A 22843-nucleotide genomic window follows, 5' to 3' on the forward strand; every position below is an offset into this window, starting at 1 on the left:
AGTAAATGCTAACTTATTTATCCGTAATAAAATTAAGAATTCTTTACATGTATTAAAAAGAGATTAAGAAATGATTGAGTTGACATCAGAGGTTGCTAACTTCATTTTAAATAAAATTGGGTTGATTTTTTCCTTAGCTGCATTGGTGTTATCTTTCTTGAGCTATAGGAACAGTAAATTAGTAAAAAAGAAGAACGACAAAGATGCTCTTTATAAATTTAAGACGGAAACCTTACTCAAGGCGCGGGAGTTTGAAATTGCTTTTCAAGATTCATATGATAAGATAGATGGCTTTATAAAAGAGTTGCAAGGAAATAACACGCTCTTTGCAGAGCCCAAGAATGTAATTTTAAATGAGTTGTTTTCACAGCGTGACACATTCTATAAACAGTGTGTGCTTGACGCCAAAGCAACTTGTTTAAAATTAATAGATAACTTTGATACATTAAGTGAAGAAGAATTTGCGGAATATCATAAGGTTTTTAACTCTGAATTGGAGAGATTAAAAGCAAATAATAAAAGATTAGATTCAAAATTTACGTCTTTAATCCAGAGTATTGCAGTAAAATAAATACACTCCGCGAAGTATTACCTGTATTAGCCCAGACCTGATCTGACAGATACCTGTATAAATAACCGGTAACTGACAGATCAGGTCTGAGCTAATACAAATAAAGGCAGGCTGGATGATGAGTTCAAAATGCGATATGGATTTGATTTTTCACCTGAGCTGTGGGACTCGACCCCTTTCGATTTTCTGATGACAGTGCGCAGGCTAGTCTTTGCTTAGCATAGATGTCTGGCAGACTTAATGCTCAATCCCGACCAACAGAAACCATCACGACTTCTTACGCATCATGCGTTATGTTCCTCTGACAGCTCCGGTAACCCATCACACATCTCCTGCAGTTCATTAAACATCCTTGCCACATGGAAACCATCGCACACCGAGTGATGGACCTGCACCGCCATAGGCAACAACACTTTCCCATCCTGTTCGTGGTATTTTCCAAACGTGAACATAGGTGAAAAGAAGTTCTTCATATGCGCAATGTTCATATTAAAGTTGGTAAAGGTTACCCACGGAATAGACGATACGAAAAAGACATTTTCCCGGGACTCTTCCTTAGGCCAGTAGGAAAGGTTATTGCCATAGCGCGCCGTATCTTCTGCATACGTGTCCTGGAAGTGGTGCATATTGCCATCGTAGTGGCTCCACAATGACGAAAAGGTCTCCGTTTCGGGATGGAAAATGGTATAGCTGGGATGAATTTCATTCCATACGACAAGCTCATTGTCCTTCATGGCCATACGGAACTCAGGATGCCGGTTCATGATTTTAGAGAGGAGGAAAATAATAGTGGGGTAAAACTTCCAGCCAACCGTTTTAATATGTTTTCGCAGTACGGTAATGTCGATCAGAACCGTTTGGTTGATGGTACATTCAGCAAACGACTGAAAAACTTCAAAATGCTCCTTCCTTGCCCAACGAGATAAATCAACAGGTGTATATTCCGGGACGGTCTTTTTCATTTTTTAACCTTTGATTCGCTGTCATCTAAATGGTGTTGGGCCAGAAGCAACCGCGAACCATTTCAACCGCATCTAATCTTGCTGTCAATCTCCGGCTGTGGTTTTCCAAACAGGTATCCCTGCACCAGATCGCAGCCAAGGGCCTGAAGACGTTCAAGCTGCGCTTCGGTTTCTACACCTTCGGCAATCACGCTCATGTTCAGGCTCTTCGCCATACCGGTAATCAGTTTGACGATATTAAGCGCATCATCTTGCGTGGATATTGGATTCACAAAAGATTTGTCTATTTTGATTTTATCAAAATTAAGCTCACTCAATCTGGAGAGCGACGAATATCCCGTGCCGAAATCATCGATGGAAATTTTCACACCCAGCGAACGCAGCTTTTTCAGAATCGTAATCGGCATCGTGCTGTCACTGAAGAGCGAAGACTCTGTCACCTCCAGCTCAAGCCGGTTAGCCGGTAACCCTGTCTCTTTCAGGATGGTTTGCACCATCGTCGTAAACGATTTATTACCCAACTGGATAGGTGAGACGTTCACCGAGATCCTTGCCGGAACCGCCCAGGAGACCGCTTCCCGGCAGGCAAGCTCAAGCACAATTTTGCCGATCGCGTTGATCATCCCGGTTTTTTCAGCAACAGAGATAAAGTAATCAGGCGACAGCATCCCTTTTACCGGGTGCATCCAGCGAATAAGCGCCTCGTAGCCGTAAATGTCATTGCTGAATGAATCGACAATCGGCTGGTAATAAACCACAAACTCATTGTGATCGAGCGCCAGTGCCATGTCATGTTCAAGGGTTCTGCTCTCCTGCAATTTTTGCATCATCCACTGACGGAAGACTTTTATCTGCTGGGAACCGGCTTTTTTCGCTTCGTAGAGGGCCAGGTCGGCAAATTTATACAGAAAGTCAGAGCGTCGTTCATTATCCGATAAAACGATACCCACGCAGGTCGCAATTTTTATCAGCTGGTTATTAATCGTATAGGGCTGGCTGATCTGATCGCTGATTTCTTTGGCGCGCGAAATGGCCGCGTTTTCGGTCAAACCACTGGACAGAAGGGCAAATTCGTCGCCGCCCAACCGGTAAAACGTATCGGAAGCGCTACTCATTGAGGTGAGACGTCGGGATACCTGGTTCAACAGTAAATCGCCGGTATCATGGCCATAGGTGTCGTTGACCTCTTTGAACCGGTCTAAATCAAATAACATCACCGTGACAGGCGTATGGTTTTTATCCGCCTGAAGATTAATTTTGTTGAGATCGTCCCAGAAGAACAGACGGTTTTTCATGCCAGTGAGGGAATCATGATAAACATCATATTCCAGCTTCGCATTCTGAATTTGCAGTGTTTCTTTTGATATTTGCAGTTCGTCAGCCAGGCTTTTAACCTGCATGTGCGCTTTGAGAATATTTTTATTCTGGTAGATCATTAAAAAACCAAGAATAAAGCTTAGGATCACCAGCAGCAATGAAAGCGCGGAATAAATATAGTAAAGGATCTGTATTTTTGTGTTGGATTCATTAACCGTGTTAATATCTTTTGTTAATGCCGTGGCAGAAAGCTGGCTGAGCGGTGCATCGAGCTCATGCATATTTTTCAGGTAGGCCTGTAACTCGGCATGGCTCATGTTTTCAAGATGGCTATCCAGATAATTCAGTATATTTTCTAAGCGTAAAGCGAGCTCCTGATGCGTTTTATCGCTGTCAATGTAGCGACCTAAATCACCCCCCTTCATTAAATCGCCCTGACTGAGCATAATTTCAAGACGCATGCGGACCTGGTCTATCGTAACGTCATCGGTATCGGTTGCGTACAGACCAAGCCATGATTCAAAGCGGTAATACTCGGATACCAGTTGAGCCACGGACCAGGACTCGGTGTATTGAGTCAGTTTTTGCAATTCCTGCTGGCGATCGTAAACAAGGAATGCAATATATCCTGTCGTGATAAAAAGAGAAAAAATGATACCAACCAGTATCCTGTTCATTATGTTCTCCTGAACTGCTATTCAATCTTCATTTTGCTAACCTGCCATGCTGAACGCGAGTAATAAATCTGATTATTCAACTCAGGAAGACTGTCATAGGGGTATACAATGAATGATGGACCTTTATCGCGGATGCGCATATATTCGCCATTCACCTTCAAAGCAAGTATGGCGTTGTATTTTTTAAAGTCGCTGAGAGGGATGACGGTTGAGTAATCATTGAGCGCAATAACATTAATGTTAGTACCCTTTGCACCCACATAATCCATGAGTTTACGCATCGGAACCCCCTCAAACTTAGTTCGACCATTATACCAGGGGGAGGTCGTCTCAAAGCTTACCATGCCCAGTTTTTCAAGGCTGGCGAGATCAAACACTGCTTTTCCATTTTCATTGGTATTTTCTATATTACCGTAAATCGTTAAAATGGGTTTACCAACAGGTTTTGGCAGTTCGCCTGCCCAGGTTACACTCTGTACCAGACAGCATAACAGCAGTAAGGTTAATCGCATTTCGGCCTCCACCTTTTTAACAGAAGTATAAGAATTATAATTTAGATATCACACGAGTTGATATATTTTGTTGGTGAGCAAGGGTTTTTATCGTTTTTATTGATGTAAACTCATCTTAATCAACGAGTTAGGTGTTTCTGTTGGCAGGGTGTTTGTTATGCGAGCGCCGCTTAACGTTTTGATAAAAGCATAAATTGCGGGCGGAAATGCTCTTCTGTTTAAAAAATGATCACTTTATTTGATTGATATTATCTTCCACCACAAGAGCGGTGGGGTATCCGTGGCTTTTTTGGGGCGCGAATTTGAAGACAAAATACGCGCCCCGGTTGAATCTGCCGTTTCAGGATGACGATTAGTGAGGACACGAGCATTCCGGGTGTGCTTGTCCAGAACCGCTTTCCTTACTTCAGCTCTTCCTGGACGGCTGATGCCGATTTGTTTCCTTTCGCCATGCTGGCAAAAACGGTATCCCGGTAGATCCACGCATGCACTAATGCGGCAGAGAGATGGACCATCACCACCGCAAAAAGTAATTTTGCCAGAAGACTATGGGCGTCGTGGCACCACGCATACAGTGCCGGACTGGCTGGAACAATCGGAGGCAGGTTGAAACCGTCAAACATCACGATCGGCACGCCCGCCGCCGAAAGCTGTGCCCAGCCCAGCAGCGGCATTGCCAGCATTAACGCGTACAGCACCCAGTGAGATGCCTTCGCTGCAAGCACCTGCCAGACGGGCAAATCCGCAGGCAGAGGAGGCGTGCGGCTCAGGAGCCGGTTGACCAGACGAACCAGCGCCAGCAGTAAAATGGCGATACCCAGTGGCCGGTGCAGGTCGATCAACCAAATCCGATGATGTAACGACGTCATCATGGCGGCACCAATGAAAAGCATCGCCAGGATCATAACCGCCATCAGCCAGTGCAGGCTTCGCGCCAGCGTATTGAAATGCTGTGGGGCGTGCTCACGCAGACGTTTATTCGTGCTCATTTTACCTCCTGCTTTTGCACGGCTTCGGTGGCTTTGCCGTAGCCGATTTCCCGCTCACGGCGACTGAAAGAGTGTGAGTAAGCGGCCGATCGCGCGTTTAAGACGGGATCATCTGTCACCGCAACGCCCTCCGGAACGATAGAGGGATCAAAGTTAACGTCGCGGCACGCACCAACGGATTGCTCCTCGACACGCGTCACTTCCAGCGTACCGGCCACCATCTGCTTGCGATTATCCGGCCAGGGCCGGGAAGGGTCATCCACCGGATCGCCCGGCTGCGCGAGCTGCAAAACGTAATCCCAGTAGAGTCGTTTCTGTGCCAGTCGCTGGCGCAGGCTTTCGAACAGGAAATTATCATCCGCTTTCTTTCGCTGTTCATCGCTCAGGGAGAAGAACGGATCGTGCGGACGCATCATCCAGCGCACAGGTTGTCGCTCCCCCTGTGCGTTCACGAGGTAGAAGGCGTTGATGCTGTAAAACGTTGCCCCGGCGAAGCTGCCGGGGGCGGGTTTCTGCGCCGCCCATTTAAGGTATTTCTCTGCCTCCGGGTAGGCTTTCAAAAAGTCCGCGAGACGCTGCGGGTCCGGCTTGCCGGTGGCCGCATCAACTGCCGTGGCCTGGCGCAAGGCCAGAAATCCTTCCGGGTTGCGGGTGGCGAAGTAAGGTTCGTTATTCATCGCCATCCGCCATTGTTGCTTGTCATCCGTTTTCAGCAACAGCGCCATGCTCAGGGTTTTGGTTGTGCTATCCGGGGCATGGGGATCGCCAGTACCAATTGAGAATCGGCCCACTACGGGGATTTCCGGCTGAGAAAAGAGCCGGGAGGTGGACAGAGAAACCGCTGAGCCGTTTGGCACAAAGGTGCCGGCAAAGCAGATGCCTTTGCCATGCGCACGGCGAAAGCCCGGCGGAAAGGGTTTCGGTGTTTCACCCACCAGTGCCTGGCTGACCGTGCGTGACCCAAGCCAGCCTGCAGTCCATGCAAAAGCCGATGCCAGCGTACCGGCGACAACGGCGATCGATGCCAGGGCGCCCCAGGTTTTTTTGGACCTCAAATCCAGTTTCGACATAGACGTTTTTCCATAAAAATTATCATCACCTGCCATGCACAATATGTTGTGCGAGGCAGGCGATAATACAGTGGCGAATATGACTCGATTATATGAGGCCAGGGGCATAAAGACAGAATATCACGAAAAGTTTAAAACTTTCCGTTGCCAGAATGGTGGGGTTACTCATCACATCGGAAGTTGTGACCAAGCCGGGCGCCCAGAGAGAAATAATGACGAAACAGGTAATATAAGGGCTGCCATTTCTCCACATTAAATTTTAACCCTTTCCCGGTGTGAATTAATAACGTCTCGGAAATGTGAACGCAGGTTATCGTGGCATCAACGGATGCCAGGCTTCCCCGGGAACCGGCAAGGGGCGATATCCCGCAAACCTTAGCTTCTATTTGTATCAGACACTCCTTAATTCTCAATGCGTTAACCGTCTCCGCCTTTACTTTGTGAAACTTTCCGCAGCTAAACTTATCCTGTTCAAAAATATACCCCATCTTTTTCTTCCATTCTGGTGGTGAGGCTTTTCCTGTTTTATTGGCAAGCGCTTCAATATTCGGCCATAAGCGGCTGTCCGGAATATTGAGAACAATACCCGTATTATCCTTTATATTTTCATAACACTTTCCGTCGGTACCAAGGCCGAATACGATATTCTGATCAAGGATCCACCACGACGAGATCGGGCTCAGGTTGGTTGAACCGTCAGGATTTTGGCTGGAGATAATGGCGACAGGGGTACCAAAATATAAAGAGGCAAAATCGACTTGCTGGGTTTTCATTTTCTCATCCTCTGATTAACAAAGGCCCAGTCTATGTGGTGCAGACGTAGTTTACTTCGGTGAAGCGTGAAGTAAATGGCGTCTTCAGTCACGTCTCACGTGAACGCGTGCAGACTGCGTTTTCTTATGCGATGGCAGAAAATGTAAATAACAAAGCGGAGAGGGTGTGAGATATTATCGATGAGATCGTCAGTTTACGGTTTCAATCTGTGTCTGAATAATTGCCTGATTTGGGATGCTTCTTCCACTGGGAAGCATCCATTTTTTTCTCTCCCTCGGTCTGATATTTTTCCTGACATATCAAAATTATGTTCACTCACCTGATGCATTTAAAGCAGGAACCCCGTCAACCATGTTCTGTCAGGATGATTTTCAGGTAATTGTTCAAGGATATGAATTAGCGTATTTTGGTTTGCCTGGTCGCTGTTAATAAATCTAAAAAAATTGCTGTCACACCTGCTTCTGAGATGTTGTATTTTATGAAATTCTGTTTTTCTCAAGAAAGCACGCTCTAACCAGGTAAACTTGTTTATCTCTCTTTCCAGAAATTTCATCTCAGATATTGAAAGAAATATTTTCTTATACAGAAGATCCCGATTGCAAGGTGTTTGTGATGTGTGGCTCATCAAAGTTTCTCTTTTACTTGATACTCACGTCCTTGTGCTGAGTAGATATTAATGCCCTACAGAAGCGGCATCGACGACGCGAGAAGGTTTCGGTGCTAAAGCAATCGCAAATGCAGCAATAAAAAATATGACACCAATCGACATCATTAGATTATTGGTGGAAAGCATCATGCTCTGGCTGTTAACCATTTTGTCAAAAAGCTCCCGAACAAACTGTCCGCCTTGCTGAGGCGCCGAGTTGATGTACTGTGAAAGATCGCCAGTCGGATCAACAACGGATGCCAGCTTGTCATGCGCGATATAGCGCTGGTCTTGCCATGACGTCGTCACGAGCGATGTGGCAAACGCACCTGATAACGTTCGAACAAAGTTCATTAACCCCGCCGCTGATGGCATTTCCGTTTCATCTACCGAACCCATTGCAAGGCCCGTAATCGGGACATAGTACAATGGCATACCAACGCCCATGAATAACAGGGGGACACAGATGGACCAGTAGTCCATATCGGTTGTCGCGTAGGAGCGCCAGAAGGTGTCGAGACCGAGCCAGGCGCAGCCAAAGAAGATAAGAATGCGCGGATCGATTTTGTTGGAAAGGTTAGCGGCAACCGGAGAAAAAACCACCTGCAGAAGTCCACCCCAGGCCACCACAATCCCAGCCCATGTTGTTGTATATCCTAAGTTATATTGTAACCACAGCGGCGTAAGTACGTTCAGACCAAAAAAACAGCCAAACGCGAGAGCGAGGACAAACATACTGGCAGAAAAACCACGATGGCGAAAAACTCTGATATCGACAATCGGATGTTCAGCCGTGAGCTCCCAGATACAGAAACTCAGAAATCCGATACAGGCGACAATCGCCAGAACCCATATTTCGTCTGAGGCAAACCAGTCAAGGTCTTTCCCTTCATCAAGCATAATCTGCAGTGCGCCAACCCAGATAACCAATAAAATAAACCCAACAATATCAATGGAGTTATTAACCAGCGTATCTTCGAATATCTTTAATATTGACCACGCGACTAACGCAAAAGCGATGGCCATTGGAACGTTGATGATAAACACCCACGACCAGCTGTAATGATCGCAAATCCATCCTCCCAGAACCGGGCCGATGACGGGGGCCAGCAATGTTGTCATCGCCCAGAGACCCGTCGCCTGCATAGATTTTTCTTTAGGGAAGATCCGCAGCAGTAATGTTTGTGATAAAGCCATCAGGGGGCCGCCTGCCATTCCCTGAAAAACACGCATTAGCAGTAGCATTCCCAGCGAGGTGGACAGGCCACAAAGCAACGAGAAAATACCAAACATCAACACCGAAACGGAGAAAACGCGCACGCCGCCGAACCGGGTTGTTAACCATCCTGAGAGCGGCACCGTTATGGCTTCAGCAACGGCATAGGCCGTGATGATCCAGGTGCCCTGGCTGGTTCCCGCACCTAAGGCGCCAGCCATGTTGGGTTGAGTCACGTTTGCAATGGTCATGTTGAGCACGGCTAAAAAGTTCGCCATAGCCAGGACCAGAGCACCAATCCATAACATTCCGCCTTTTAGCGAAGGAGGCTCTTTATCGATAACGAATGTAGACATGGCCTGGTTTCCGTTATTCACTTTTTAAGTCAACAGTCGCTTTCATGGACAGCCCTACCCGCAACGGATGGGCTGCAAGCTCATCGGCATTGAGTTTGATGCGTACGGGTAAACGCTGAACAACCTTGATCCAGTTACCCGTTGCGTTTTGCGCTGGAATAACTGAAAACGCTGCGCCAGTTCCACCATCAAAGCCTTCTACGGTTCCATGGAAAGGGACCTTATCGCCATACAGATCGCTTATTAGTTCTACTTTCTGACCTTCTTTCACATGCTGAAGCTGAACTTCCTTGAAGTTTGCATTGACGTGAATTTGCTGTACCGGCACCACGGACAGTAACGGTGTGGAAGGTTGTACACGTTGCCCAAGCTCAACCTGGCGTCGTGCAACCACGCCATCGACTGGCGAACGGATCACGGTTCTTTCCAGATCCAGTCTGGCTTGATCGCGCTTCGCCCTTGCAAGTGCAACTTCCGGGTTGGTCTCGGTGTTCGCATCCTCAATCATTACGGCATTGGCCTGTCTTGCCCCCACTGCCGCTTGTCTCGCTGCGTCAGCTTGCGCCACAGCCGCTTTCGCGGCATTCAGGTTTGCCAGTGCGGAAGCATAAACGTTTTGAATACGCGTCAGTTCGTCACCTGAAATCGCACCTGTCTGCATTAATGCTTCGCGTCGCTTAAGGTCGACAGTTGCGCGCTGTAAGTCAGCGTTTGCGGCATCAACCTGGGCCAACAGGCGTTTTTGTTCTTTTTCATTCGCCAAAACTTCTGCGCCAAGCTTTGTATCATTGGCCTTATATCCATTTACCCTCCGGATAGACAGGTTCAGGTTTGCTTCAGCCTGACTCAGGGCTAACTCTGCATCAGTCGGATCCAGTTGGACCAGAACATCGCCTTTTTTTACCACCTGCGAATCGGTCACCAGGATGGCGCTTACCGTACCGGTAATTGCGGAAGAGAGTTGTGCAGATTCGACATCGGTATAGGCATTATCGGTCTCAACATATCGGGAACCCACTAACTCCCAATAAATAAATGAGCCAGTACCAGCAAGCGCAATACTTAATGCAAGATAAGAGAACAGACGTTTTCTTTTTTTCTTTTTAATATCTGACGTTTCAATGTTTTGACTGTCAATAGCTGCAGAGTGACTCATTTTATTTCCTTTGTTTCCACTATTTGGTAATGAAGTTGATGTTTGAAAATGATTATTTATTCGAGGTATATCCGCCGCCTAATGCGCGCGCTAATGCGACATCGACAGTGAAGGCGCGAGAATTTACATCGGCTAATTTTCTGCGGGCCGCGACCAGCTCATCTTCTGAAGACAAGACATCGAGATAATCAGCGACCTTTCCTTCATATCGTTGTCTGGTGAGTGAATACGCTTTTTCTGCTGACGTGACGGCACTTCGGGAATAAAGTATCTCGTCTTTAAGAGATGCTCTGCTGGTCAGCGCATCGCTCACTTCCCGAAGTGCATTCGTTAAGGTGTCGTTATAAACCTGAACCGCAATGTCATATTCACCGCTGGCATATTTCAAATCACCCTGAAGCTTTTGCGTGTTAAATATAGGCAACGATATGGCCGGACCAAAACTACCTATTGCTGAGCCACTTTGGGTTAAGTTGTTAATGCCTAAAGACTGGAAACCGGCAAAGGCAACCAGATTCACGCTGGGGTAAAAACCGGCTTTTTTCTGTTTGATTTGCTCTGCTGCTGCCTCTGCGCGTAAGCGTGCAGCGACAATATCCGGACGTCGACCAATCAGATCTAAAGCGATATTGGGCGGAAGTTCCTCATACGCTAAAAGCGTTGCCTTAGGCGCGGTGATTGCCAGCGATCTGTCAGGCCCATCGCCGATCAGTGCAGCGAGCTCATGTTTTTTGATCGCAATGGCTTCATCTATTGCCACCAGGTTTGCTTTTGCGTTGAGTTGACGCGTCTCGACCTGTTGAAGGCTGGATAAATCCTCAAGCCCCGCGTCATGTCGTTGCTGGAACAACGCAAGCGTACTGGTTCGTATAGCGAGAGTATCGTTAAGCGTTTCGCGAACGGTGTATAAATGCGCCAGCTCTGCGTAAACGTTAACAATAGACGAAGAGAGCACCAGTCTTGTTTGTGCAGCTTCTGCAACGGCCGCCATTTCGCCTGACGTTGCAGCCGCGAGCGCGGCGCGGTTTTTACCCCAAAAATCAATTTCCCAGCTCATGTCAAGCGTGGTACGCCCGTAGCTGTTCCAGTTTTGAGGCGTTGCGCTTTCAGGCGTCACATAGTTGTAACTCATTTTGTCCCGCATAAAGCTGGCGTTGGCGGTGACTTCAGGGAAAAGCGATCCGCTCGCACTTTGCGTCATTGCTTGTGCTTGTTTTACGCGCGTTTCGGCGATGTTAAGCGTGGGGGAATTTTTAAGCGCGTCATCAATCAGCCCGTTGAGCTGCTCGTCACCGTATTTCTTCCACCAGTCATCTTTCGGCCACTGGCCGTTCTGGTGCGGGAAGCTTTGATCGCTTTTAAGTTGTGTGACCGTCTTCATAGGCGGTGGGGTGCCAAGATCGGGGATTATGGCGCATCCGCTCATACTGATGGCGGAAATGACAACACAGCCCATCACTATGCTGGACCGGGTTAAACCGGAAATACGACACCCCGGGAGTGTCTCCTGAAAACCTTTCATCAGTACGCTCATCATGCTGTTCATTGAGTAGTCCAAATACAGTACCGTACAGTACGGTACACTTTATATCTTGACTTCTGAATGCCGTCAAATGAAAATGTACTCGTCAGTACGATTACAAACCCTACTACCAGACGTGATTCCGAAATCAGAGAACAAAAAGTGTTGGCCCCGGGCAGACACCTAAACTAACGAGGAAACATATGGATAAAAGAGCGCTTAAACGGCAACAGATTCTGGAGGTTGCATCCGGACTGTTTCGACAAAAAGGATTTGATGCCACGTCTATCTCAGAGATTAACGCGATTGTGGGTGGCTCAAAATCGACAATTTACAGTCACTTTTCTTCGAAAGAAGAGCTATTTGTAGAGTGCATGTCTTCAGAAACTGAACAGTATATAAAGAGCATGACTATTGAAACTGCAGGGCAGGTGCGCCTTTTCGGAAAATCACCACAGCTTGTCATCGAGCAATTTGCTGTTGCCTTTTTACGTTATATTTGCTCTCCGGATATTGTGGATTTGCAAAGATTAATGATTTCCGAGGCCGGAAGATCGGGTATCGGAGAGTTATATTATGCGCGAATGCAAAAACTGCGTTCAAATGTTTCAGCGCTTTTTACCGATTTAATGAATCAAAACATCTTAAGAAAAGATGATCCTGTGCTGGCGGCTGAGTATTTTCGTTCTCTTCTCCAGGCTGACATACTGGAACCCTTGCTTTTAAAAGCAAGAAAAGATCAGCCTGACGAAAGTGAAATCGTCAGGAAAGCGCAGGCCTCCGTTAATGCGTTTATGAAACTGTATGGTCCAGAGAAAAATGAGGGTGTTGCAAGTACATCCTTCTAAAATACAGTAAGCGTTCCTTCACCCTATTCTTAGGGTGATTTTTCTTTTAGGAAATATTTATTTTCAATTGTCATGGGATGACTTTGCCAGCGGCCTTCTTGTAAATAAATTTCGTGGATACTTATGTGTATAAAGTTTACTCTCTTAAAAGATCGTGAAACTGTAATTAAGTCCCTGACTCACTGGATTGACTCGAATTTGTATAGACCCATTACCGTTCTGGATGTGGCACGAAAATCCGGTTATTCATTGGCTTATATTCAACGAAACTTTCGCCAGGAGTGTGGCATAAGTATAGGTCTTTATATCCGAAGCCGGAAACTTGAAAAAGCCGCGCATATGCTCAGACATACGCAGCTCTCTGTTTCAGATATATTTACAATGTTAGGCTATGAAGAGCCGTCAACCTTCAGCAGAGCGTTCTCAAATCAATATGGACTTTCCCCAACCAAATACCGTGAGTTGGCTAAAAAAAGGGATTACTTGAATGGTTTGTCGATGTTGATTACTGAGGTGACGCGCGACTAATCCTTTGAAGCACTGAGACGCAAGCGCCACAAATCATAGCGCTCCTCTCCCGGTTTAACGGCTCCCGCAAAATGGTCATTGAGGCGACTTGAGGTAAAGATCAGCTCCCCGTTCGGACGGATTGCCGGCGTGTCTGGCCAGCGCACCTCTTCATTTGCCGCAACCAGCGACATGGAATGGGTCTCAGGATCGTATCTGACGATACCATTGCGTGTGACATCGGTGATGTAGAGGTTGCCTTTTTCATCTGTCACTAACCCGTCGGTATTGCCTCCCACGCTACCCAGATCGCGGATCTGTTCGGCGATTTGCGCATTGGTTGACGCAGGCTGCCTCAGTATCGCGGTGGGTACCGCATACGCACGGGTTCCGGTTGTCACCGTCCAGTACAGCGTGCCCGCATCGGGAGAGAGCGCAATTCCATTGATACCAATCAGTAAGGGCTTACCTGGCCAGACTTCCGCTCCATGCGAGACGACGTTAACGCCAGGCTCAATCTGCAGCGCAGGGTGACGATCGAGTACGCGCCGGGCCGTACCGGTAGCGAAATCGACAATAATCAGCCCCACCTGGTTTTCAGGAGCACTCCGCGATCCGCTGTCGGAAATATAAGCGACACGGCGGTTCTCATCGACCACCACATCATTCAGGAAACTGGCTTTGCGGTCCGCCACGTCATCCAGAGCGATACGTTTAATGGTGCGGCCTGAGTTGAGATCCAGCACCACCAGCTTCTGCGACCCCGCAGGCGATTGGGCTTCTCCCGCGACGAACCCCATGTCCAGCGCCCATAGCCAGCCGTTTTTACGGTCAATATAAAAACCGAGCACGTTGCGCAGGCTGTGAGCGGGATCGGTGTTCACCGCATTGTCCTCGCGGGACGGAAACGCCGTCAGGCGGGCAGGGCCGGACTGCGACGTGGTATCCAGAATGCTCAACGTGGCGGGGGCTGCGGCGGAAACCAGCCGGGGCGTACTGACAAAGGCCCGGTCGCTGGCATCAAAATGGATACCTGCAATGGGCGCATTCACCGAACCGGTAAACGTCGTCGGCGTTTGCCCGTCCTGCGGGCTATCCCAGGTCACGCCAGCATAGCTACGCCAGCGCTCAAGGGGGGCGTGGTTCTCTGCACTGGCGAAGAGCGGGAAAGAGAACAATGCCGCCATCGCGATGGCGGGCAGAATACGGGCGTGGTTGAACATTGGCAGACTCCAGTGGCACGTTCAGGTGATGAATGCAGGCCACTTTACTCATCGCCCAACGGGAGATAAATTAGCCAGATTGAAAAACATTTGTTCCTGAGAGAGCAAAATGAGCCGGAAATTCGATTACCTCGGCGACGTTGAAGTCTTCATTGCTGTGGTTGAACACGGCTCCTTTACGGGCGCAGCGGTTGCCCTTTCAACCACGCCTTCGGTGCTGAGCCGCGCGGTCACCCGCCTGGAGGCGCGTCTTGGACGGCAGCTGTTACAGCGCACGACCCGCCGGGTGGGGCTGACAGAAGCCGGACGCGTCTATCTTGAGCAGGCGCGTACTGCGTTCTCTCTGCTTGATGACGCCGAACGCGTTGGCCGGGGTCAGGAGGGTGATCTGACCGGTCGCGTGAGAATGAGTGTCCCCACCACCTATGCCCACTACCGCCTGCCCCCGCTGCTGGCGCAGTATAATCAACGCTATCCACGCGTTCAGGTGGAGCTGAACATTACCAATCGCAACGTTGACCTGATCGCGGAGGGATTCGATCTGGCGATCCGTCTGGGACAGCTGCCCGACAGTGGGCTTGTGGCGCGTAAGCTGGAAGAGGCGGCATTGCTGCTGGTCGCCTCCCCGGACTACCTGCATCGGAGAGGGAGACCTCAGACGCTGGAGGCGTTGCAGCATCATCAGTGCCTGCCGTTTATCATGCCGCGCACCGGGCGTATCGCCCCCTGGGTATTTCGGGATGAAGGGCGCGATATTGACTGGTTGCCGGGGTCAACCATCGAAATATCAGACGATGTACTCGGCGTGGTGTCGCTCGCGGAGCAGGGGATGGGGATCTGCCAGAGCTATGAATTTATCGTCCGGGACAGAATACAGCGCGGCCAGTTAGTTGAGGTGCTGCCACAACTCCGGGGACGATCGCGACCTTTTTCCGTGCTGTTTGCACCGCACCGACGTCAGTCGGCAGCCACCCGGGCCATGATAGATCTTCTGACCCGGCAAGAAGGCGTTGAGGGTTGATTTTGTTGTCTGGTCAGTTAACACATCGCGCGTGCCATTTCTCGCCAACCGCAGGAACAGGCGCAAAGACCCGCTAACCCGCCTCCAGCATGCCAAAGCTCACGATCCGCGCCCGGCCCAGCTCTTTCGCCCGGTATAACGCCACATCCGCGGCGCGCAGCAGGTTGTCGGTCTGGGCATGTTGCGGGTAGCTGGCAATCCCAATCGACACGTCCACCGGCCCAATCTCGGTCAGCCCGTAGCGAAGCGACAGCTCATGCACGCCGATGTAAATCTTCTGCGCACAGGCGTGCGCTTCTTCTTCATCGGCACCGGAAAGCAGCACCAGAAACTCTTCGCCTCCGTAACGAAATGCCAGCCCGTTGTCATGTGTGGCCCGCTGAACAATCGACGCCACGCTTTTGATCACCAGGTCGCCCGCTTCATGGCCGAACCGGTCATTAATGCTTTTGAAGTGGTCGATATCGATCATCATGCAGCTTAACGGCTCGCCGCTGCGCATCGCCTGTGCCGTTTGGGTTTGCAGGGTATCTTCCAGATGATGACGATTACGCAGGCCGGTGAGCGGGTCAAACAACGCTTTTTCCAGCAACGCGTCGCGCAGACGCTGGTTGGCCAGCGCCAGCCCAAGTGCTTCAGCCATCAGTTCCAGATAGGCGCGGTAAGGGGCATTTTCTGCAGTGATATTCTGGAAGGAGAGTAAACCAATGGCCTCGCCCTGGGCGATAAGGGGGACGCACAGCGAACTGTCCCCTTCTGACGCCGGCAGGTGATAGCAGGCGATATCCGGTTCACCGTTTACCGGCGGGTGGCTCTGCCCGCGCCGTATGGCCCAGCACTCATCCGGATGGAACGTGGCTTCTTCACCGGTCGGCGACAACCAGTGCGCGACGCAGCGCATCTGCCACGGATCGCGGTCGAGGACGTAGAGCCGGCCCGCGATCCCCGGCGCGATATTGGGGGCAAACAGCTCCGCCACGTTAATCACATCGTTAACGTTCTCACACCCCTGCAGCCGCTGGGTCATGCGCGCCAGCAGCTCGCGGATGGCCCATTCGGCATCACGCTCTCTTTCCAGACGCTGTCGCGCAAGCCCGTTTTCACGGAAGATGCGGATGGCCTGCGCCATGTCACCTATCTCATCAATCTGGTTGAAATTGGGCGTTTCAACCGCGTAATCCTGTGACGCCAGGCGGTGCACCACGTCGCTCAACCGCACCACGGGGCGCAGTACGCGACGTTTCAGGATAAAACCAAGGACAAACAGGAACAGCAGGGCGGTCAGGCCGACCATCATTTCAGAAGCCGTACGCAGCGCTTTCGATTTTTTTGTCGCCTCCTGAACGGAGGCGATAACGCGTTTGTCGAGTATCTGGCGAAAGTGATCGAGCTGGTTCTGGGCGCGCTCAAGCTCCTGCTCATAGGGTGCGCCATAAAGCAGGGCAACGGCCTGAGCGTCTTCACCCTGTTCAAGGCTGTTCAGTGCGGTTTGCTGTTCGTCCTGCAGTTCATCGACAATCTTTATTCCTTCATGCAGCAGGGCCAGTTCTTCATCCGAAGCGCCATTATCCTGCAGCTTTTCCAGCCGAAGCTCGATGCGCTTCAGGCTGTTTTCGGCCTGGTTATATTCTTTGAGAACCTGCGGATCTTTTTTGATGACGTACAGCCGGGCTAAATCAGACTGCGCCCAGATATCGGTTTCGATATCTTCCGTAAGCGCATCAAAACGCTGGCGTTGTTCAACGGCCTGACGCTCAAGCGTGTCGGCATTGGATGCCATCAGCATGATGATGCCGGAGGCGATAGTCAGGCAGACCGTGGCACCGTAGGCCCAGTTTGTTATCGTCGCGATTCGCACCAGATGATCCTTTTACAACATGAAGAGGACGGCGTTCTTCAAATTATAGAAAACGTTTGATTTAAGGCGAAAAAAAAGGCGGCACAGTGCCGCCTGGTGAGGTCTTTATCGTCACATCCTTACAAATCTGGAGGGTTTTTTCCCTCTTCAATGAAATCCGCGTCCAGCTCTTCGGCGTTGCCTTCGTGATCGCGCCCGGAGAAGAGGTTCCAGCAGGCGATAAACAGCGCAGCAATCAGCGGTCCAATGACAAAGCCGTTAATGCCGTACAACTCCATACCGCCGAGGGTGGAGATCAGGATCAGGTAGTCCGGCATTTTGGTGTCTTTCCCCACCAGCAGCGGGCGCAGGATGTTATCTACCAGCCCGACGACGATCACGAAGAAGCCGACAATAAACAGCCCTTGCCAGATCTGATGCGTGGCGAAGAGGAAAATGGCGGCCGGTACCCAGACAATCGCCGAGCCGATGGCCGGCACCAGCGAGAGGAACGCCATCAGCGCGCCCCAGAGTACGCTGCCGTCGATACCGGCAATCGCAAAGGCAATTCCGCCGAGTATGCCCTGCACCACGGCCACCGCTGCGGTCCCTTTTACCGTGGCGCGGGAGACGCCGACGAACTTGGCGAACAGGTGCTGCTTGGCAAAATCGGACAGGGGAAGAGAGTCGAGGATCTGGCGCACCAGATACGGGCCGTCTTTCAGCAGGAAGAACAGCAGATAGAGCATGATGCCGAAACTAATGGCGAAGCCAAACGTGCCTTTGCCAATCAGAAACGCGCTGCCGGCGAGATATTGCCCGCCCTGCAGGGCGACATCGGAGAGTTTTTTCTGGATCTGCGCGGCGTTGGTCAGGTTGTGATCCGCGAGGAAACCGCTGGCCCAGTCAGGCAGATGGTTGAAAATGCTGGCCACCACCTCCGGGAATTGGGTGTTGTTCTCCTGCAGTTTGGTGTACACCACGTTCAGCTCAATGGCGAGTGAAGAGAGGATCACCATCAGCGGGATAAAGACGATCAGACAGATAATGCCGATGGTCAACAACGAGGCCAGCCCGTTGCGATCCCCCAGCGCGGCGCGCAGCTTGTTTTTTACCGGGTTAAAGATGACGGTCAGAATGGCGGCCCACAGAATGGCGGAAAAGTAGGGCGACAGCACGTCGAAGAACGCCCATGTCACAAGGGCGAGGATGAAAATAAAGAAACCTTTGGTCAGTCCGTTAAAGCGCATCAGTCAGTCCTGGTTACTAAGAAACTGTGTCGACTATAGAACTGATTGTGAGAATTACCAACCCTTGCGCCGGGTGGCGTTGCGGTATGACGCCGCTCTTCACGGATACCACTTTCGACTGACCGAAGAACGTCTCGTCCGGCACCATGCTGTAAGTATCTGCTTGCGGAGGTGCCTATGGCCTGGCGTCCGATTCTCTATGTGATCCTCACCACCCACCCCAGACTCAGCGCGCGGCGTGCCCGTTTACGTCTGGTCATCTAGCTTTTTATTAACAATCGCGGTATAACACACCTTCTTTGGATGTTTAGATGTCCATACGTATAGAAGGTAATATGCAAACACAACAAGAAAATGGGCAGCTTAAGCGCACCATGAAAACACGCCACCTGATTATGCTCTCGCTGGGTGGCGTCATTGGGACAGGGTTATTTTTCAATACCGGATACATTATTTCGACGACCGGGGCGGCCGGTACGCTACTGGCGTACCTGATAGGCGCGCTGGTGGTCTGGCTGGTAATGCAGTGTCTGGGCGAGCTCTCCGTGGCGATGCCGGAAACCGGCGCGTTCCACGTCTATGCCGCGCGTTATCTTGGCCCGGCGACGGGTTACACCGTGGCGTGGCTCTACTGGCTCACCTGGACGGTGGCGCTCGGGTCGAGTTTTACCGCCGCCGGGTTCTGTATGCAGTACTGGTTCCCGCAGGTGCCCGTCTGGGCGTGGTGCGTGGTCTTCTGCGTGGTGATTTTTGGCCTTAACGTCATCTCCACGCGCTTCTTTGCGGAAGGTGAGTTCTGGTTCTCCCTGGTGAAAGTCATCACCATTATCGCCTTTATTATTCTTGGCGGCGCGGCGGTCTTTGGCTTTATCCCGATGCAGGACGGTTCACCCGCGCCGGGCTTAAGCAACATCACCGCCGAGGGCTGGTTCCCGCACGGCGGTCTGCCGATCCTGATGACCATGGTGGCGGTGAACTTTGCCTTCTCCGGGACCGAACTGATCGGTATCGCGGCGGGTGAAACAGAAAACCCGCACAAGGTGATCCCGGTGGCGATCCGTACCACCATTGCCCGGCTGATCATCTTCTTTATCGGTACTGTTTTTGTGCTGGCGGCGCTGATCCCGATGCAGCAGGCGGGCGTGGAAAAGAGTCCGTTCGTGCTGGTGTTTGAAAAGGTGGGGATTCCTTACGCGGCGGACATCTTTAACTTTGTGATTTTGACGGCGATCCTCTCGGCGGCGAACTCCGGGCTGTATGCCTCCGGGCGCATGCTGTGGTCGCTCTCTAATGAGAAAACGCTGCCGCGCTGCTTTGCCCGGGTGAACAAAAACGGCGTGCCGCTGACGGCGCTCTCCGTTTCCATGCTCGGTGGCGTGCTGGCGCTGTTCTCAAGCGTGGTGGCGCCGGACACGGTGTTCGTGGCGCTCTCGGCAATTTCGGGCTTTGCCGTGGTGGCGGTCTGGATCAGCATCTGCGCGTCGTACTTCGTTTTCCGTCGTCGTCATCTGCGGTCCGGCCAGCCGCTCTCTGCGCTGCAGTACCGTGCGCCGTGGTATCCGCTGGTGCCGGTGCTCGGTTTTATCCTCTGCGTGGTGGCCTGTGTCGGCCTGTGGTTTGACCCGAGCCAGCGCATTGCCCTTTATTGCGGGATTCCGTTTGTCGCCCTGTGTTATGGTGCGTACTACCTGACCCGAAATATGACATCGCAGGAGCCTGAACATGTCGCAGAATAATCCGCTTACCGCCATCCTCGAAAAACAGCCGTTTGTGGTGCTGGATGGCGCGATGGCGACGGAGCTGGAAGCGCGGGGATGTAATCTTGCAGACAACCTCTGGTCTGCCAAAGTACTGATGGAAAACCCGGAGCTCATCCGCGAAGTCCACCTCGACTACTACCGGGCTGGCGCGCAGGTGGCCATCACCGCCAGCTATCAGGCGACGCCTGCGGGCTTTGCGGCACGCGGCCTCGATGAGGCGCAATCCCGGTCGCTGATCGGCAAAAGCGTGGCGCTGGCGCGTAAGGCGCGTGAAGCGTATCTGGCTGAAAATCCGCATGCGGGCACGCTGCTGGTCGCCGGATCTGTGGGGCCGTATGGCGCCTATCTGGCGGATGGCTCGGAATATCGCGGCGACTATGTGCGCAGTGCTGAAGCGTTCACTGCTTTCCACCGCCCGCGCGTGGAAGCGCTGCTGGATGCCGGTGCCGATCTGCTTGCGTGTGAAACGCTGCCGTCCTTTGCGGAAATCAGGGCGCTGGCGGCACTTCTGGCCGAGTATCCCCGCGCCCGGGCGTGGTTCTCGTTTACCTTACGGGACAGCGAACACCTCAGCGACGGTACGCCGCTGCGTGATGTGGTCAGCGTGTTGGCAAGCTCTCCGCAGATAGTCGCGCTGGGCATTAACTGTATCGCTCTGGAAAACACGACGGCGGCGTTGAAACATCTGCAAAGCCTGACGGCGCTGCCGCTGGTGGTCTACCCGAACTCGGGCGAGCATTATGATGCGGTGACCAAAACCTGGCACCACCACGGCGAAGCGTGTGAGACGCTGGCGGGGTATCTGCCCCAGTGGCTGGACGCCGGTGCGAAGCTGATTGGCGGATGCTGTCGCACCACGCCGAAGGATATTGCTGAGCTTAATGCGAAGCGCTGAGGCCCTCACCTTAACCCTCTCCCACGGGGCTGAGGGATCCCCACAAAATAATGTCTGCACAGTCGACCCCCTCTCCCTTGAGGGTGTACAGTCCGGGGACATGGTAGACAGGTGTTCGGGGACATGGTGAACACTTTTTAACATCCTTTACCCATGGTGATCGACTTTTTCTTCAGGTCGATCACCCCCACTTTCGTGCTGTACCACCACACTTCATAGCAGCCATCCTCCTGCGTTTCCTTCAGTCCGACCCGCTCTCCCCTGAACGCTTTACCCGCGCTCAGACTCACCCCTTTCACGCTCAGCTTTCCGCTGATATCCACTTTCCTGACCATCACCCCCTCGTCGTATTCCGGGGGCGTTGTGTTGCCGCTGTACCGTCGCGATGACGGCTGATACCGCGAGCCCGGTACCGCCATATCCAGCGCCTCATGCGGGCGTTCAAGGTTATAGACCGTCCGCCAGTGGTCGAAGGCGCGCTGCAGTTCACCGCTGTCCGCGAACCACTTCCCCTGCAGCACTTCCGCCTTCAGGCTGCGGTGAAAACGCTCCAGCTTGCCCTGCGTCTGCGGATGATACGGCCGGGAGTGCCCCACCCGGATACCCTGGCGCATCAGCCACAGCTCCAGCGCCGTCCAGGTGCCGGTGGTGTCTCCCCACGGTGAGCCGTTATCCATCGTCATCCTGTCCGGCAGGCCGTAGCGTTCAAACACGCTGACCAGCTGCTGCTGCACGGTCTCTCGACGTTCATCGTTACAGTGCACCAGGCACAGGGAAAAACGGGAGTGGTCGTCCAGCAAAGTGAGCGGATGGCAGCGGCCACCGCCAAAGGGAAAGTGGCCCTTAAAATCCATCTGCCAGAGCCGGTTGGGCGCGTCATGTTCGAACCGTCCCGTGGCGGGAATGCCCGGTGAAGTGCCCGGCAGCAGGCCGTGACGGGCCATCAGGGTATGAACGGTGCTGAAGGCGGGCATGGTGTGCCCCTGGTCTTCCAGCCAGCGCTTAATCTTGCGGGCTCCCCAGCGTTGATGACGGTCATGGGCCATGCGCAGCAGGGCAGTGATGTCGTCAGATGAGCGGTTCGGGGAATGGTGCGGCATGCGCGGGCGGTCCTGAAGGCCGGAGGCCCCTTCCTCCGCCCAGCGACGAAGCCACTTGTAGCCGGTGGCAGGTGAAATGCCGAAGCGACGGCAGAGGGAACGGATATTCGCCCCGTCCTGCGAGGCGAACAAAACAAACTCGGTACGTAATGACATGGTATCTCTCGCATCCCAGGGCATAAGCGACTCCATAAACGGGTTCTTATGCCTTAGTTGTAAGTGTCTACCATGTCCCCGAACAAGCGTTCACTATGTCCCCGGACCGTACAGAGGGAGAGGGCTGGGGTGAGGGGGGAACATACGGCTGTGGAGGTTATTCCGTTCACTTTATGTTCCTTGCTACTCTGTAACGACATGACCGGTGAACGTGCCAGGGTGGCTCAATCGCCACCACCCTGGCGACCCGGGCTCCCGGCGGTAAATCGCCGCTTCGCGGTACCCTCAGCTTATTCCTTCAGGCTATCGGGTCGGGCATGAGCCTGCATCCCTGCAGGCCACGCCCTCTCGGCGCATCCCTGCGCCTCGCCCCGGCCTTACGGAAACGCCTCGGCGATTTACAGCCGGACCAGGGCATCGCTGTAATTCATTCATATTCCTGAAACAACCTTCGTCGCTTTCGGTAAAAAAATTACTG

At 51.9% G+C, this 22843-nt stretch carries 19 protein-coding genes; 6 read left to right on the plus strand and 13 right to left on the minus strand.

The window, feature by feature from the left end; translation table 11 throughout:
- Window positions 1-70: 70 nt before the first annotated feature.
- A complete protein-coding gene (locus C1N69_RS04440; RefSeq protein WP_155030742.1) occupies window positions 71-571 on the plus strand; it encodes a hypothetical protein in 501 nt (166 codons plus the stop codon).
- A 284-nt stretch (window positions 572-855) separates the two neighbouring features.
- Here the strand turns inward: C1N69_RS04440 and catA are convergent, their stop codons facing one another.
- From catA to C1N69_RS04485, 9 genes are all read right to left on the minus strand, one after another.
- Window positions 856-1533, minus strand: a complete 678-nt coding sequence (catA, locus tag C1N69_RS04445) for a type A chloramphenicol O-acetyltransferase (RefSeq protein ID WP_155030743.1) — start codon at window positions 1531-1533, stop codon at window positions 856-858.
- 62 nt (window positions 1534-1595) lie between these two features.
- Entirely contained in the window at window positions 1596-3527 is a 1932-nt protein-coding gene (locus C1N69_RS04450; protein WP_045286924.1) for a GGDEF domain-containing phosphodiesterase, read from the minus strand.
- A gap of 17 nt (window positions 3528-3544) precedes the next feature.
- A complete protein-coding gene (locus C1N69_RS04455) occupies window positions 3545-4039 on the minus strand; it encodes a putative pterin-binding protein (protein ID WP_025756248.1) in 495 nt (164 codons plus the stop codon).
- A 401-nt stretch (window positions 4040-4440) separates the two neighbouring features.
- Entirely contained in the window at window positions 4441-5028 is a 588-nt protein-coding gene (locus tag C1N69_RS04460) for a cytochrome b (protein ID WP_155030744.1), read from the minus strand.
- A complete protein-coding gene (locus C1N69_RS04465) occupies window positions 5025-6098 on the minus strand; it encodes a catalase family peroxidase (RefSeq protein ID WP_155030745.1) in 1074 nt (357 codons plus the stop codon). The genes C1N69_RS04460 and C1N69_RS04465 overlap by 4 nt, the downstream gene beginning before the upstream one ends.
- A gap of 161 nt (window positions 6099-6259) precedes the next feature.
- Entirely contained in the window at window positions 6260-6871 is a 612-nt protein-coding gene (locus tag C1N69_RS04470; RefSeq protein WP_155030746.1) for a flavin reductase family protein, read from the minus strand.
- Window positions 6872-7545: 674 nt separating this feature from the next.
- Window positions 7546-9090: a DHA2 family efflux MFS transporter permease subunit gene (locus tag C1N69_RS04475; RefSeq protein WP_045286824.1), complete on the minus strand. Its 1545-nt coding sequence runs from the start codon at window positions 9088-9090 to the stop codon at window positions 7546-7548.
- A 13-nt stretch (window positions 9091-9103) separates the two neighbouring features.
- Window positions 9104-10246, minus strand: a complete 1143-nt coding sequence (locus tag C1N69_RS04480) for an HlyD/EmrA/EmrK family protein (RefSeq protein ID WP_045286823.1) — start codon at window positions 10244-10246, stop codon at window positions 9104-9106.
- 52 nt (window positions 10247-10298) lie between these two features.
- The gene (locus C1N69_RS04485; RefSeq protein WP_072049091.1) at window positions 10299-11783 is read right to left on the minus strand and encodes an efflux transporter outer membrane subunit; all 1485 of its coding nucleotides are present in this window, start codon (window positions 11781-11783) and stop codon (window positions 10299-10301) included.
- Window positions 11784-11971: 188 nt separating this feature from the next.
- Between C1N69_RS04485 and C1N69_RS04490 the strand changes: the two genes are divergently transcribed.
- Together C1N69_RS04490 and C1N69_RS04495 are read left to right on the plus strand one after the other, a co-directional pair.
- Entirely contained in the window at window positions 11972-12616 is a 645-nt protein-coding gene (locus tag C1N69_RS04490) for a TetR/AcrR family transcriptional regulator (protein ID WP_155030747.1), read from the plus strand.
- Window positions 12617-12739: 123 nt separating this feature from the next.
- The gene (locus C1N69_RS04495; RefSeq protein WP_059385561.1) at window positions 12740-13144 is read left to right on the plus strand and encodes a helix-turn-helix domain-containing protein; all 405 of its coding nucleotides are present in this window, start codon (window positions 12740-12742) and stop codon (window positions 13142-13144) included.
- Here C1N69_RS04495 and C1N69_RS04500 read toward each other — a convergent pair.
- On the minus strand, window positions 13141-14346 hold the full coding sequence (locus C1N69_RS04500; RefSeq protein ID WP_155030748.1) for an L-dopachrome tautomerase-related protein: 1206 nt from the start codon (window positions 14344-14346) through the stop codon (window positions 13141-13143). The genes C1N69_RS04495 and C1N69_RS04500 overlap by 4 nt on opposite strands.
- 109 nt (window positions 14347-14455) lie before the next feature.
- Between C1N69_RS04500 and C1N69_RS04505 the strand changes: the two genes are divergently transcribed.
- A complete protein-coding gene (locus tag C1N69_RS04505; RefSeq protein ID WP_155030749.1) occupies window positions 14456-15367 on the plus strand; it encodes a LysR family transcriptional regulator in 912 nt (303 codons plus the stop codon).
- A 73-nt stretch (window positions 15368-15440) separates the two neighbouring features.
- Here C1N69_RS04505 and C1N69_RS04510 read toward each other — a convergent pair whose 3' ends face one another.
- A complete protein-coding gene (locus C1N69_RS04510; RefSeq protein ID WP_094919461.1) occupies window positions 15441-17225 on the minus strand; it encodes a diguanylate cyclase in 1785 nt (594 codons plus the stop codon).
- 119 nt (window positions 17226-17344) lie between these two features.
- Window positions 17345-18454 carry an AI-2E family transporter gene (locus C1N69_RS04515; protein ID WP_008503245.1) on the minus strand — a complete coding sequence of 370 codons (1110 nt, stop codon included), beginning with the start codon at window positions 18452-18454 and terminating at the stop codon, window positions 17345-17347.
- Window positions 18455-18789: 335 nt separating this feature from the next.
- On the opposite strand from C1N69_RS04515, the gene mmuP reads away from it, so the two are divergent.
- Complete coding sequence (mmuP, locus tag C1N69_RS04520; protein WP_155030750.1) at window positions 18790-20190, plus strand: S-methylmethionine permease; 1401 nt, start codon at window positions 18790-18792, stop codon at window positions 20188-20190.
- Window positions 20177-21109 (plus strand): homocysteine S-methyltransferase, encoded by a 933-nt coding sequence (gene mmuM, locus C1N69_RS04525; RefSeq protein ID WP_155030751.1) that lies wholly within the window; start codon window positions 20177-20179, stop codon window positions 21107-21109. Before mmuP ends, mmuM begins: the two co-directional genes overlap by 14 nt.
- A 137-nt stretch (window positions 21110-21246) precedes the next feature.
- On the opposite strand, the gene C1N69_RS04530 is transcribed toward mmuM, so the two are convergent.
- A complete protein-coding gene (locus tag C1N69_RS04530) occupies window positions 21247-22389 on the minus strand; it encodes an IS481 family transposase (protein WP_420841806.1) in 1143 nt (380 codons plus the stop codon).
- Window positions 22390-22843: the final 454 nt, after the last annotated feature.

It is taken from the genome of Enterobacter sichuanensis (assembly GCF_009036245.1).
Classification (GTDB): Bacteria; Pseudomonadota; Gammaproteobacteria; order Enterobacterales; family Enterobacteriaceae; genus Enterobacter; species Enterobacter sichuanensis.

What these genes read in the sequence shown, in the direction of transcription:
- C1N69_RS04440 (WP_155030742.1), top strand. Translation starts at nt 71, where the DNA reads ATGATTGAGTTGACATCAGAGGTTGCTAACTTCATTTTAAATAAAATT.
- catA (WP_155030743.1), bottom strand. Translation starts at nt 1,533, where the DNA reads ATGAAAAAGACCGTCCCGGAATATACACCTGTTGATTTATCTCGTTGG.
- C1N69_RS04450 (WP_045286924.1), bottom strand. Translation starts at nt 3,527, where the DNA reads ATGAACAGGATACTGGTTGGTATCATTTTTTCTCTTTTTATCACGACA.
- C1N69_RS04455 (WP_025756248.1), bottom strand. Translation starts at nt 4,039, where the DNA reads ATGCGATTAACCTTACTGCTGTTATGCTGTCTGGTACAGAGTGTAACC.
- C1N69_RS04460 (WP_155030744.1), bottom strand. Translation starts at nt 5,028, where the DNA reads ATGAGCACGAATAAACGTCTGCGTGAGCACGCCCCACAGCATTTCAAT.
- C1N69_RS04465 (WP_155030745.1), bottom strand. Translation starts at nt 6,098, where the DNA reads ATGTCGAAACTGGATTTGAGGTCCAAAAAAACCTGGGGCGCCCTGGCA.
- C1N69_RS04470 (WP_155030746.1), bottom strand. Translation starts at nt 6,871, where the DNA reads ATGAAAACCCAGCAAGTCGATTTTGCCTCTTTATATTTTGGTACCCCT.
- C1N69_RS04475 (WP_045286824.1), bottom strand. Translation starts at nt 9,090, where the DNA reads ATGTCTACATTCGTTATCGATAAAGAGCCTCCTTCGCTAAAAGGCGGA.
- C1N69_RS04480 (WP_045286823.1), bottom strand. Translation starts at nt 10,246, where the DNA reads ATGAGTCACTCTGCAGCTATTGACAGTCAAAACATTGAAACGTCAGAT.
- C1N69_RS04485 (WP_072049091.1), bottom strand. Translation starts at nt 11,783, where the DNA reads ATGATGAGCGTACTGATGAAAGGTTTTCAGGAGACACTCCCGGGGTGT.
- C1N69_RS04490 (WP_155030747.1), top strand. Translation starts at nt 11,972, where the DNA reads ATGGATAAAAGAGCGCTTAAACGGCAACAGATTCTGGAGGTTGCATCC.
- C1N69_RS04495 (WP_059385561.1), top strand. Translation starts at nt 12,740, where the DNA reads ATGTGTATAAAGTTTACTCTCTTAAAAGATCGTGAAACTGTAATTAAG.
- C1N69_RS04500 (WP_155030748.1), bottom strand. Translation starts at nt 14,346, where the DNA reads ATGTTCAACCACGCCCGTATTCTGCCCGCCATCGCGATGGCGGCATTG.
- C1N69_RS04505 (WP_155030749.1), top strand. Translation starts at nt 14,456, where the DNA reads ATGAGCCGGAAATTCGATTACCTCGGCGACGTTGAAGTCTTCATTGCT.
- C1N69_RS04515 (WP_008503245.1), bottom strand. Translation starts at nt 18,454, where the DNA reads ATGCGCTTTAACGGACTGACCAAAGGTTTCTTTATTTTCATCCTCGCC.
- mmuP (WP_155030750.1), top strand. Translation starts at nt 18,790, where the DNA reads ATGCAAACACAACAAGAAAATGGGCAGCTTAAGCGCACCATGAAAACA.
- mmuM (WP_155030751.1), top strand. Translation starts at nt 20,177, where the DNA reads ATGTCGCAGAATAATCCGCTTACCGCCATCCTCGAAAAACAGCCGTTT.
- C1N69_RS04530 (WP_420841806.1), bottom strand. Translation starts at nt 22,389, where the DNA reads ATGCCCTGGGATGCGAGAGATACCATGTCATTACGTACCGAGTTTGTT.